The organism is Duganella sp. BJB476 (assembly GCF_003416895.1).
Lineage (GTDB): Bacteria > Pseudomonadota > Gammaproteobacteria > Burkholderiales > Burkholderiaceae_D > Rugamonas.
The window spans coordinates 651,871-664,193 of sequence record NZ_QVIO01000002.1; the positions used below are offsets into that span (position 1 = coordinate 651,871).

General features: G+C 65.4%; 12 protein-coding genes. 8 read left to right on the forward strand and 4 right to left on the reverse strand.

The annotated features are described in order from the left end of the window. Positions 1–3 precede the first annotated feature (3 nt). Complete coding sequence (locus D0T21_RS12525) at positions 4–393, reverse strand: DUF4398 domain-containing protein (RefSeq protein ID WP_116989531.1); 390 nt, start codon at positions 391–393, stop codon at positions 4–6. 137 nt (positions 394–530) lie between these two features. Here D0T21_RS12525 and D0T21_RS12530 point away from each other — a divergent pair, with 137 nt between their 5' ends. After that, positions 531–2,582, forward strand: a complete 2,052-nt coding sequence (locus D0T21_RS12530) for an AsmA family protein (RefSeq protein WP_116989530.1) — start codon at positions 531–533, stop codon at positions 2,580–2,582. A 117-nt stretch (positions 2,583–2,699) separates the two neighbouring features. Then, entirely contained in the window at positions 2,700–2,924 is a 225-nt protein-coding gene (locus D0T21_RS12535) for a glycine zipper 2TM domain-containing protein (protein ID WP_116989529.1), read from the forward strand. A 70-nt stretch (positions 2,925–2,994) separates the two neighbouring features. Here D0T21_RS12535 and D0T21_RS12540 read toward each other — a convergent pair whose 3' ends face one another. Beyond that, positions 2,995–3,744: a Crp/Fnr family transcriptional regulator gene (locus D0T21_RS12540; RefSeq protein ID WP_116989528.1), complete on the reverse strand. Its 750-nt coding sequence runs from the start codon at positions 3,742–3,744 to the stop codon at positions 2,995–2,997. A 120-nt stretch (positions 3,745–3,864) separates the two neighbouring features. Here D0T21_RS12540 and D0T21_RS12545 point away from each other — a divergent pair, with 120 nt between their 5' ends. The 3 genes from D0T21_RS12545 (at position 3,865) to D0T21_RS12555 (ending at position 5,409) form a co-directional block, all read left to right on the forward strand. Then, complete coding sequence (locus tag D0T21_RS12545; protein WP_116994411.1) at positions 3,865–4,521, forward strand: glycine zipper 2TM domain-containing protein; 657 nt, start codon at positions 3,865–3,867, stop codon at positions 4,519–4,521. Positions 4,522–4,657: 136 nt separating this feature from the next. Continuing rightward, the gene (locus D0T21_RS12550; RefSeq protein WP_008446864.1) at positions 4,658–4,804 is read left to right on the forward strand and encodes a lmo0937 family membrane protein; all 147 of its coding nucleotides are present in this window, start codon (positions 4,658–4,660) and stop codon (positions 4,802–4,804) included. Positions 4,805–4,878: 74 nt separating this feature from the next. Continuing rightward, positions 4,879–5,409 carry a DUF3617 domain-containing protein gene (locus tag D0T21_RS12555; RefSeq protein WP_116989526.1) on the forward strand — a complete coding sequence of 177 codons (531 nt, stop codon included), beginning with the start codon at positions 4,879–4,881 and terminating at the stop codon, positions 5,407–5,409. Here the strand turns inward: D0T21_RS12555 and D0T21_RS12560 are convergent, their stop codons facing one another. After that, a complete protein-coding gene (locus D0T21_RS12560; RefSeq protein WP_116994412.1) occupies positions 5,410–6,246 on the reverse strand; it encodes a branched-chain amino acid aminotransferase in 837 nt (278 codons plus the stop codon). It lies immediately after the preceding gene. Between the two features lie 42 nt (positions 6,247–6,288). Continuing rightward, entirely contained in the window at positions 6,289–7,368 is a 1,080-nt protein-coding gene (locus tag D0T21_RS12565) for a porin (protein WP_116989524.1), read from the reverse strand. Positions 7,369–7,482: 114 nt separating this feature from the next. On the opposite strand from D0T21_RS12565, the gene D0T21_RS12570 reads away from it, so the two are divergent. The 3 genes from D0T21_RS12570 (at position 7,483) to cls (ending at position 12,318) form a co-directional block, all read left to right on the forward strand. Then, positions 7,483–8,775, forward strand: a complete 1,293-nt coding sequence (locus D0T21_RS12570; protein WP_116989523.1) for an acetyl-CoA hydrolase/transferase family protein — start codon at positions 7,483–7,485, stop codon at positions 8,773–8,775. 102 nt (positions 8,776–8,877) lie between these two features. Further along, entirely contained in the window at positions 8,878–10,926 is a 2,049-nt protein-coding gene (locus D0T21_RS12575; protein WP_116989522.1) for a site-specific recombinase, read from the forward strand. Further along, positions 10,927–12,318 carry a cardiolipin synthase gene (gene cls, locus D0T21_RS12580; RefSeq protein WP_229211455.1) on the forward strand — a complete coding sequence of 464 codons (1,392 nt, stop codon included), beginning with the start codon at positions 10,927–10,929 and terminating at the stop codon, positions 12,316–12,318. Positions 12,319–12,323: the final 5 nt, after the last annotated feature.

A 12,323-nucleotide genomic window follows, 5' to 3' on the forward strand; every position in this document is an offset into this window, starting at 1 on the left:
TCCTTATTGTTGGGTAGTGGCGTTGCTGCGGTTCAGTTCTTCACGCAGCGCGCGTATGCTTTGCTGCAGCTCGTCCGCCGCCATGGTGGCCTTGGTCGAGCTGGCCTTGCTCTGCGCCAGCTGGGCGTCGGCCGAAGCCTGGTTGGCCAGGTCCTGCGCGGTCTTGTAGTCCTTGGCGGCCAGCGCCTGGTTGGCGCGCATCAGTTTCTCGCGGGCCGATTGCATTTCCGCCGGTGCCAGGTCGGCGGCGCCGGCGCTGGTGGCGTTGGCGACGGCGGCGCGCGATACGGCGACGTCGGCGGTGGCCGGGGTTTTATCGCTGGCGCAGGCGCTCAGGCCCAGTACGGCGGCCACGGTGCACAGCAGGCTGAGACGGTATGGAATGGTGATCATTATTCTTCTCCTTAAAAATCATTCGGTAGGTTGACGTTATATGCCCTTGCCGATGCAGCCTCAGTACGGTGCCGCACATTGCACGCCAGGTGTGGGCTAGTAAAATAGCGCCACTCCAATAAGAAAACAGGCCAGTCATGTCCCAGCTCCATCGCCGCACCCGCATCGCACTTGCCGTCGCCGGCGTCCTGGTCGCCGTGCCGGCCATCGCCGTCATCGTCCTGGTCAATTACGACTGGAACCGGGCGCGCCCATGGCTGAACGAGAAAGTCAGCGAAGCCATCGACCGTCCGTTCGCGATCCGCGGCGACCTGTCGCTGACCTGGGAACGCCAGGGCCACAGCGACGCCGACCGCACCTGGAGCGACTACCTGCCGCTGCCACACCTGGTGGCGCGCGACGTCCACGTCGGCAACCCGGCGGCCTGGCCGGCGCAGATGGAGATGACCAGCGTCAGCCAGTTCTCCTTCTCGATCGACCTGCTGCCGCTGCTGGACCACAAGCTGTCGATCCCGGTGCTGCGCTTCGACAGCCCGGTGGTGCTGTTGCAGCGTAACGAGGACGGCCGCAACAACTGGACCTTCAAGCCGGCCGACAAGCCGTCGCCGTGGCAGCTGGACTTGCAGCGCGTGGTGTTCACCAAGGGCACGGTGCATTACGTCGACGCCATGACGCACGTGGACGCCGTCGCCGAGGTCGACACGCTGAACGCCGATCCGACCTACGGCGTGGCCTGGAAGGTGCGCGGCAAGTGGAACAAGCAGAACATCTCCGGCGGCGGCAAGGCCGGCGCCGTGCTGTCCCTGCAGCAGCAATCGACGCCCTACCCGCTGGCGGCCGACATCAACGTCGGCGGCACCAGCATCGCCATCGTCGGCACGCTGACCAAGCCGTCGGCGCTGGCCGCGCTGGACATGCGGCTGAAGGTGTCCGGCCCCAGCATGGCGCGCCTGTACGGCCTGACCGGCGTGCTGCTGCCGGAAACCCCACCCTTCGCCACCGAGGGCCACCTGACCGCCAACCTCGGCGCCCACGCCAGCCATTGGACCTACGACCAGTTCAGCGGCCGGGTCGGCCATTCCGACATCGGCGGCAAGTTCGAATACCGGTCCGGCCAGCCGCTGGCGCGGCCGCTGCTGACGGGCGCGGTGCAATCGAAGCTGCTGCAGTTTTCCGACCTGGGGCCGCTGATCGGCGCCGACTCCAACGCCAGCAAGGAGGCGCGCGGCGTGGCGCCGGTGCAGCCGGGCGACCGCGTGCTGCCGGTGGAGCCGTTCAAGACCGAGCGCTGGACCGCGCTGGACGCCAAGGTCGCCTTCAAGGCCCAGCACATCACGCGCGACAAGGACCTGCCGATCGCCAACCTCGACACCATGATCAATATGCAGGACGGCGTGCTGTCGCTGACGCCGATGAACTTCGACATCGCCGGCGGCCGCTTCACCTCCAACGTGCTGCTGGACGGCAGCGGCAAGCTCAACCCCAACGCCATCCGCGCCGAACTGAAGGCCGGCGCGCGCCACCTCAAGCTGCGCCAGCTGTTCCCGCGCATCGAGGAAATGCAGGCCACGGTGGGCGAGGTCAACGCCGACATCTCGCTGTCGGCCACCGGCAATTCGGTGGCTGGCCTGCTGGCCACGTCGAACGGCGAACTCAAAGGCGTGATCAACGAAGGCAGCGTCAGCAAGCTGCTGCTGGAAGAGATGGGCCTGAACATCGGCAACGTCGTGTTGACCAAGGTGATCGGCGACAAGCAGGTCAAGCTCAACTGCATGGTGACCGACTTCGGCGTGACCAATGGCCTGATGCAGTCGCGCCTGTTCGTGGTCGACACCTCGGACGCCAAGATCGACATCTCCGGCACGGTCAACCTGGGCAACGAGAAAATGGACCTGACCCTGCGGCCCGACGCCAAGGGCTTGCGGGTGATCTCGCTGCGGGCGCCGATCTATGTGCGCGGCACCTTCAAGGATCCGGACATCAGCGTCGACAAGGGCGTACTGGCCTTGCGCGCCGGCGGCGCGCTGGCGCTGGCCGTGGTGGCGCCGGTGGCCGCCATCCTGCCGCTGATCAACGCCGGCCCCGGCGAAACCACCGGCTGCGCCACCCTGCTGGTCCAGCAAGGCGGCAAGCCGGTGGCGCCGCCGCCGGGCAAGACGCTGGCGCCGAAACCACCGCTGAAACACTGAAAGCCAGCGCAGCTCTGTGTGCGCTGCCGAACGGAATTGCCCTGAATTCTTGCGTACGCTGAGGTCATTGGTGCAGGCATTCCCTGCCGCGCCTCAATCAGTTGCAAGGAGAAAATCATGAACAACATCAAACAGCTGGTATCGACCGCCGCCATCGTGGCGGCCACCCTGGGCCTGAGCGCATGCGCGGGCATGTCCAGCCAGGATAAAAGCACCGCCGTCGGCGCCGGCATCGGCGCGGTTGCCGGCTCGGTCCTGACCGGCGGCAGCGCTGTCGGCACCGTGGGCGGCGCAGCCGTCGGCGGCGTGATCGGCAACCAGGTCAACAAGCCGCCGCGTTAATCGGCTATGGCATCAAAGCAAAAGCGGACCTGCGTGGTCCGCTTTTCTTTTGCCGTTCGGGTTTTTCGCGTTACAGAAAGACGTTCGCCATGCCAATGGCGCCGTCGTCCTTGACCAGTTCGTAGCAGCGGCAGGACGCCGCCTCCAGCCCGGCCGAATCGAGGATCTCGATATTGCCCCGGCTGTAGCTGATCAGTTTCTGATTTTGCAATGCGCTGGCGGCCTTGGTCACGCCCACGCGGCGCACGCCCAGCGCGTGCGCCAGGAACTCGTGGGTCAGGTGGAATTTCTCCGATTGCAGGCGGTCGCGCGTGATCAGCAGCGAACGCGCCAGGCGCGCTTCCAGCACGTGAAAACGGCTGCACACGGCGATCTGGATCGCCTGCGCCAGCAAGGTGTCGGTGTAGCGGTACAGCAGCCGCTGCAGCGAAGCGGTGCGCTTGAACTCGGCGCGAAAGGCGGCCGCCTCGATGCGGCTGGCGCGGCCGGCGCGTTGCACCACGGCGCGCACCAGCGCCTGCCCGTGGCCCAGCGCCACCGACGCGCCTATCATGCCCTCCTGCCCCACCGAGCCCACCTCCAGCGTCATGCGGCCTTCGGCCACCGCCAGCAGCGAGATCAGGCAGCCGATCGGAAAATAAATGTGGTCGACAGTCTGGCCCGGCTCGTACAGCACCTGGCCCGCTTCCAGCCGGACCGTGTCGCATAGCGCCAACAGCCTGGAGCGATCGTCGTCCGGCAGGCCGGACAACAAGCGGTTCAGCGTGGGCCTGGCCTGCGCCCTGTCGTCGTCGGTAAAAATGGAGGGATGGGTATGCATGGGACCAGCGTAAAGGCTGTGAATTGCCCTGTATGTACGGTGACGCACGGAAGCAGGACAAGTCTTGAGGGAAAATCCGGGCTGCAATCCACTACTCTAACCAATAACAGGACATACATCATGGACACCCCAACCAGCAAGCCATCGCTCCACCCTATCATGGTCATCGCCGCCGTCGCGGTGGTACTGTTCTGCGGCGTCGGCAGCGCCGCCATCATGGGCTGGCTGCCGACCTCCAGCGCCACCGTGCCTGGCGCCGCGCCTATGCCGGGCCAGCTGTCGTCGGTGCCGCCGGCGGAACACCCGCTGCCGTCGCAGCAATCGCAACAGGCCGGCTACGCCAGCAACGCCGCACCGGGCCAGGGCCAGTATCCGGCGCAGCAGCAGCAGCAGCAGCAGCAGCAGCAGCAGCAAGAACAGGTCGCGCAACAGGGTCCGGCCGTTTGCAGCAACTGCGGCGTGGTGGAGTCGGTGCGTTCGATCGAGCATCGTGGCCAGGGTAGCGGCGTGGGCGCAGCCGGCGGCGCCATCCTCGGCGGCCTGCTGGGCAACCAGGTCGGCAGCGGCCATGGCCGTCAACTGGCCACCGTGGCCGGTGCGGTCGGCGGCGCAGTGGCCGGCAACCAGGTCGAAGGCAATATGAAAACCACGCACAGCTGGGAGATCGTGGTGCGCATGGACAATGGCAAGAAACGCGTGCTGCACCAGTCGGCGCAGCCGCAATGGAGTTCGGGCGACCAGGTCAAGATCGTCAACGGCCAGTTGCGTTCAGCTTAAGTACGATACCGTACAGAGACCCGCCCCGGCATTGCAGATAATGGCTACAAGATACGAACATGGCAACAGGGTTGCAGGTTCGAGATCGCAATCGATGACCAACATGGACGTCGCATAACAACCTGAGGAGAGAATCATGCTCTATACCATCGCTGTCGTTTTGCTTATCCTGTGGCTGCTAGGCCTGGTCACTTCCTACACCATCGGCGGATTTATCCACATCCTGCTGGTCGTTGCTATCATCATGGTGCTGCTGCGCCTGATTAGCGGACGCGGCGTGTAGCGCCACCTCTGTCAGCCTTTGAAGCGGCGCTCCACTTGACGGTGGCGCGCCGTTTTTCATTTTCAGGAGATCACATGAAGCGACTGATAATTTCCCTGGCCATGCTGGCCGCCGTGCAGGCCTCGGCCCAGAACATCAAGCCCGGCTTGTGGGAGCTGACCAACAAGGTCAAGACCGGCAACGCCCAGACCGACCAGGCCATGAACGCGCTGTTCAAGCAGTTGGCCAATATGCCGCCCGAGCAGCGCGCACAGATGGAGGCCCTGATGAAACAGAACGGCGCCTCCTTGCCCCAAGCCGGCGGCGACGGCGCCATCATCATCAAGGCCTGCGTCACGCCCGAGATGGCGGCGAAAAAGGAAATGCCGGTGAATCAGCAGGGCAAGTGCAGCTCGAAGAGCGATCCGGTGGCGGGCGGCATGAATATTTCGTTCAGCTGCACCGACCCGGTCTCCAGCGGCACCGGCGCGCTGCGCTTCAACGGCGACAGCAACTATGTCATGAACATGAACGTCACCAGCGAGGCCGGCGGCAAGCCGCAGAACGTGCAGGTGGAATCGACCGGACGCTGGCTGGGCGCCACCTGTCCGGCCCGATCCAATTGATTACTCGCTGTCGGAGAACGCCATGTAGCGCTGGAAGGCCAGCGTGGCGATCGGCCCCACCGGCAGGCTGCGCGCCTCATAGCGGATGCACGGCGTGACCTTGCCGTAGTTGCCGGTGTTGAAGATCTCGATGGCCGTCTCCAGCTCTTCGGGACGCACCGAACGTTCCTCGACCGCGATGCCCTCTTTCGCCAGCAAGGCGATCACGCGCGCGCGGGTGATGCCGGACAAGAAGGTGCCGTTGGCCACCGGCGTCACCACCTTGCCTTCGGGCGTGACCAGGAACAGATTGGCCGATGCGAACTCGGCCACGTTGCCGGCGTTGTCGCACACCACCGCATTGTCGAAGCCGCGCTGCTGCGCTTCGCGGATCGCCTTGCTGGTATTGGCGTACAGCGCCGATGCCTTGGCGTCGGTCGGCGCCATCGATGGATCGGGACGGCGCAGCGCCGTCAGGCAGGCCGAGAAGCCGGTGAACGGCGGCATCGGCGCATCGAACAGTGTCAGCGCGAAAGCGCTCTTGTCCGGCAGCGGCACCAGCAGGCCGTCGGTGCCGAACACCAGCGGACGCACGTACAGCTCGGCATCGGCCGGGAACTTGGCCACGCCTTCGCGCACCAGCTTTTCCATCTCGTCGACGCTCAAGGGGCAGACCAGGCCGACCCGCTCCGACGAGGTGATCACGCGTTGCAGGTGCAGGCGCAGGTCCGGCATGTGGCCGCGTATCGAGCGCGCGCCGTCGAACACGGACGAGCCCAGCCATACGCTGTGATCCATCGCGCCAAACAAAGGGGTATTGCCTTCAGACCAGCTGCCGTTGAAGTAAGTCAGATACATGCTTGTTCCTGGTGATCAGTAAAACAAGCAATTTATCATGGATCAGAAAGAGTGACGCAGGCCGATGGTGACGGCGCGGTCGCTGTGGCCCGGTGCGCTGGCGTTGCCGACCGTGTAGCCGGCGCCGTTGCGGTTCTGGATGCGCGCGAACGAAGCATAGAAGTCGGTGCGCCGCGACAGCGCATAACTGGCGCCGACGGCGAACTGGTTGGCGTCGCGATTGGCGCCGCTGCGGTCGTCCTTGTGGATCCAGGATGCCAGCCAGGTGGTGGCGCCCATCGGCACGGCGATGCCGACCAGCACATCGCGGCTGTTGTTGGACGGCGAGCTCTGCGCCACCGCGCCGTAAGGGTTGGACATGTCCCACGGCGAACTGCCGTCGCCACGGCTGTGGCCGTACGCGGCATAGCCGACGAAACGGCCGAAGTCGATATTGGCCGCCACCAGCGTATTGCTGGCCGACTGGTCGACCGCCGGCATGGTGCCGTTGGCGTCCAGCAGGTTGTCCTTGCGCTGGTGGCTGATGCGCAGCGTGGCGGCGCCGTTGGCATAGCCGATGGTGGCGCCGTAAGCGCGGTTGACCCTGCTGTTGTAGGGCGACTCGCCGAAGCTGTAGATGGCGGCGCCGGTCCAGCCGCCCCGGCTGCGCGGCGACTGGTACTTGATCGTGTTGTCGTAGCGCTGGACGGTATAGCCGACCAGGTTGGCCGCGCTGCCCGCCATGCCGCCGTGGAAGGGATCGGCGACGTCGGTCAGCGTTTCGTAGACCAGGTTGTACTGCCGGCCCAGCGTGACCATGCCCAGCGGCCCGTCCAGCCCGACATAGGCCTGGCGGCCGAACAGCCTGCCGTTCTGGTCGGAGGCGCCGCTATCGTTGAGGATGCCCGCCTCCAGCGTGTAGACCGCCGCCGTGCCGCCGCCCAGGTCCTCGCGTCCGCGCAGGCCCAGCCGCGAGCCGGACGCGATGCCGCTGTCGAGCCGGGTACGCACGCAATCGCCGGTACAGCCGCGTTCCGCCACCACGCCGGCGTCGAGCAGGCCGTACACCTGCACCGGCGACGCTGTTTGCGCCGCCGCGGACAGGGGGCCGGTCAAGGCCAGGACGTAGAGGATGGGTTTCATAAACCTCATCGTAGGACGACGGGCGCAACACCTCTGTGCGCAGCACCACGTTTCCGACATATTTTGCGGCTACTTGGTTTATAGTGACATTTCACCATGCGAAAGGCGGTCGATATGCAAGCCCTGTATGACGACAAGCGTTGCTCCCCGAGCGAAGCGCTGGACCTGCTGCGCGACGGCGACACCATCATCGTCCCCTGCGGCGCCGGCGAACCGCCTTCGCTGCTGCATGCGCTGTCCGACCAGCGCACCCGCTTCCACGACGTCAAAGTGGCGCAGATCCTGGCGATGCGCAAATACGGCTACTTCGATTGCGACACCGCCCACCACGTGCGCCACGTCGCGCTGTTCTTCGGCGGCGCCTCGCGCGCGGCCGGCCAAGCAGGCTGGGCCGATTTCGTTCCCGCGTATTTTTCCGAGCTGCCGGCGCTGATCGAGCGCGAACTGCTGCCGGCCGACGTGGTGTTCTCGATGGCAGCGCCGATGGACGAGCACGGCAATTTCGCGCTCAGCCTGGGCGCCGACTACACCATGGCCGCCATCCTCAAGGCGCGCGCGATTGTGCTGGAGGTCAATCCCAACGTGCCCTACGCGCACGGCCAGTGCCACGTCCATATCTCGCAGGTGACGGCGCTGGTGGAGAGCAGCGAACCGGTGATCGAAGTTGGCCTGCCAAAAATCGGCCCGGTGCAGGAAGCCATCGGCCGTCACGTGGCGGCGATGATCGAGGACGGCTCGACGCTGCAGATCGGCTACGGCGGCATCCCCGACGCGGTGGTGATGCAGCTGACAGCCAAGCGCGACCTGGGCATCCACACCGAAATGATCGGCGACGGCATTTTGAAACTGGTCGAGTCCGGCGCCGTCAACAACAGCCGCAAGAGCTGGCTGCCGGGCCGCATGGTGGCCACTTTCGCGCTCGGCTCGCGCAAGCTGTACGACTTTATGCACCAGAACCCGATGCTGGAAATGCACCCGGTCAGCTACACCAACGATCCCTACCTGGCCGGCCAGAACAACCAGCTGGTGGCCATCAACGCCAGCCTGCAGGTCGACCTGCTGGGCCAGTGCGGCTCCGAGAGCCTGGCCCACCTGCCCTATTCCGGCACCGGCGGCCAGGTCGATTTTGTGCGCGCCGCCAACCGCTCGCGCGGCGGCAAGGCCTTCATCGTGCTGCCGTCCACCGCCAAGGAAGGAGCGATCTCGCGCATCGTGCCGACGCTGACGCCGGGCACCCACGTCACCACCGGCAAGAACGACGTCAACTACGTGGTCACCGAATACGGCGTGGCCCAGCTGCGCGGCAAGTCCGCCCACCAGCGGGCCGAGGCGTTGATCGCCATCGCCCATCCCGACTTCCGCGCCGAACTGCGCCAGCAGGCCCGCAAAATCTTGCTGTGCCATTAGTTGAGTTTCCTGGCGGACAGCTAATGTACGCCAGCGTACATACTTGACAGACTTATACGTCTATACTGCGTTTTTGTCCCAACGCGGTCCGCCGCCTTACGCATGCTAGAAATCCTCGAACGCATCGATGCAGACAGCAGCGACATCGGCCTGATGGTCGAGCTGTTCAATACCCTGCGTCCCCAACGCGCCAGCGACGGCGCCCGCGCCACCGCCAATGTCCGCACGCTGTGCCAACTATTGAAAGGCAATCCGGCGCACGCGCTGGCCTTGCGCCAGTACGCGTGCAAGCTGCTGGCCAGCCGCCGCCACGCCAGCCTGTACACCGAGATCGGCGTGCTGTCGAACGACGGCTTCTTCACCGAGCTCAAGCGCCGCATCGCCTACCGCATCCTGCCGCCCGCATTGGGCGAGGTCTACCTGAGCGACGCGCTCGACCAGGTGGTCTACAAGCGCACCGACCACATCTGGATTGCCGCCGTGCCGGCCGCCGACTGGCTGGCCCTGATGGACGTGGTCGGCCTGCATGACGCAGCCGATGCCGGCCCCAACCTGATGCTGCCCGGCCTGCTCGAATCGATACGCACGCTGTCCTACCGCGTCAGCGCGATCGGCCTGGAACCCAAGCTGACCAATTTCCACACCGAGATCGAAACCTACGAGTCGCCCTTCATGGTGCAGAACTACGAGGTCAACGCCTATCTCGACAACTACCAGCGCATGCTGGCCGGCGACGACGTCGCGCTGGAGGACGCCCGCCACCTGCTGGTGATGCTGGACCAGTGCGACGTCGTGGTCGCCAAGATCCGCAAGAAGGCGCTGAGCCAGGGCACCAGCATCGCCCTGACCTATCTGCTGGTGACGCTGACGCAAAGCATAGACCGGCTGCGCAAGCTGCTGTTCCTGGTCGACGTCAGCGGCGAGCTGCAAGCGACGCCGCCGGCCGACATCAACCTGCTGGCCGCCACCCACGCGCCGCACCAGCAGGAAGGCCCGCCCAGCCCGCGCCGCGGCGCCGCCGTCGGCCTGGCGCTGGAGCTGATCGAAGCGCACAACAACAAGTACATGGTGCGCGACCTGATGCGCGACAACATCGACCTGTTGGCGCGCAACGTCACCGAGAACGCCAGCCACACCGGCGAGCACTACGTGGCCGACAGCCGCAAGGAACTGGGCAGCATGTTCGTGTCCTCGGCCGGCGCCGGCCTGGTGATCGGCTTCATGGCGCTGTTCAAGATCCTGATGTCCTACCTGCGCGCCGCGCCGCTGGTGGAAGCCTTCCTGTTCAGCATGAACTATTCGCTGGGCTTCATGTTCATCCACCTGCTGCACTTCACGGTGGCGACCAAGCAGCCGGCGATGACGGCCTCGCGCATCGCCGCCGGCCTGCACAGCAAGGACGGCCGCAACATCGACATCGACAGCATGGCCGAACTGTGCAACAAGGTGATCCGCACGCAGAACATGGCGGTGCTGGGCAACCTGGCCACCGCCATCCCGACCGCCTGGCTGATCGCCATGGTCTGGCCGCTGCTGACCGGCCACCACCTGGTGTCGCCGGACAAGGCCATGCACCTGCTGCACGACATCGATCCCATCCACGGGCCGACGCTGGTGTACGCGGCCATCGCCGGCGTCTGCCTGTTCGTGGCCGGCCTGATCTCGGGCTACTACGACAACAAGGCGCTGTACACCCGCTGGGCGCAGCGCATCGCGCAACTGCGCGGCCTGCGCTGGCTGCTGGGCCAGGAACGCCTGGACCGCCTCGGCGTGTACATGGAGAACAACCTGGGCGGCCTGATGGGGAATTTCTTCTTCGGTATTTTGCTCGGCGTGATGCCGCTGCTGGGCTTCCTGCTGGGCATGCCGCTGGACATCCGCCACGTCACCTTCTCGTCCGCCAACTTTGCGACAGCGATGGTGGGACTGGACTACCATGTCAGCTGGCAGCTAGTGCTGACCTCGGTGGCCGGCTTCCTGGCGATCGGCTCGGTCAACCTGCTGGTCAGCTTCGGGCTGGCGCTGTGGGTGGCGCTGCGTTCGCGCCAGGTGCATTTCAAGCACGGCTGGCTGCTGGTGAAGGCGCTGGGCCGCCGCTTCCGCCAGGGGCCGGTGTCCTTCATGTTCGGTTCGAGCCAACCCGGAGAATAAATGAACACCATGCGCATGCGTTGCTGGCTTCCCCTCTGCCTGATGTGCTGGGGTTTGTTGGGAGCATGCGCGTCGCTGCCCAACGTGACGGCGATGAGCGGCCAGCTGGACCCTGCCGCCGTGCCCAGCGTCAAGGGCGCCAACGGCGACCTCAGCGCCGCGCGCGGCAAGGCCTTGCTGGCCAAGCGCTGGCCGAAAGGCTCGCTGGACATGCAGGCCCAGGCCGCGCTGGAGGAAGCCGCCACCGGCGTGCCCCTGATCGCCGGTAACAAGTGCACCTTGCTGTTCGATGGCCCGCAGACCATGGCCGAGATGCTCAAGGCCATCGACGGCGCGCGCAACAACATCAACCTGGAAACCTATATCTTCGACCAGGACGAGCTGGGACTGAAGTTCGCCGACGCGCTGATCGACAAGCAGCAGCATGGCGTGACGGTCAACATCCTGTACGACAGCGTCGGCACCCTGGGCGTGCCGGCCGAGTTCTTCAAGCGCATGCGCGAAGCCGGCATCCACCTGATCGAGTTCAACCCGGTCAACCCGGCCAAGCTGAGCGGCGAAAGCTGGAAGCTCAACAGCCGGGACCACCGCAAGCTGTTGATCGTCGACGGCAAGATCGCCTTCACCGGCGGCATCAACATCAGCGCGACCTACGCCAGGAGCTCACTGTTCCGCTCGGCTTCCAGGCCGACCGACAAATCGCAGGTAGGCTGGCGCGACACCCACGTCAAGGTCGAGGGGCCGGCGGTGCAAGCCTTCCAGTGGCTGTTCGTGCGCCAGTGGGCCACGCAGGACAAGGACGACCTGACGGAAGCGGACTACTTCCCGCAGCCGGTGATCGCCGGCGACAAGGTGGTGCGCGTGCTGGGCAGCGAGCCGGGCGGCAAGTTCGAGATCTACAAGGCCTACAACCTGGCGATCCAGGAAGCGAAGAAGAGCATCCACATCACCTCGGCCTATTTCGTGCCGGACCGGCAGACGGTGGAAGCGCTGATGGCGGCCGCGCGGCGCGGCGTGGACGTCAAGATCGTGCTGCCGGGCGTCTCGGATAGCGGGCTGGTGTTCTACGCCGGCCACGCCTTCTACGACGACCTGCTGGATAGCGGCGTCAAGATCCACCAGTTGAAGCTGGCGGTACTGCACGCCAAGACCGCCGTCATCGACGGCAACTGGTCGACGGTCGGCTCGACCAACATCGACACCCGCAGCTTCCTGCACAACAGCGAGCTGAACGTGGTGATCATGGGCGACGCCTTCGGTGGCGAGATGGAGCGCGCCTTCCAGGAAGACCTGCGCGACTCGGTGCAGATCACGCAGGAGGCCTGGCGCCATCGTCCCTGGGCCGACCGCCTGCGCGAATTCGCCGCCCGCTTCATGAACTACTGGCTCTAAAATCC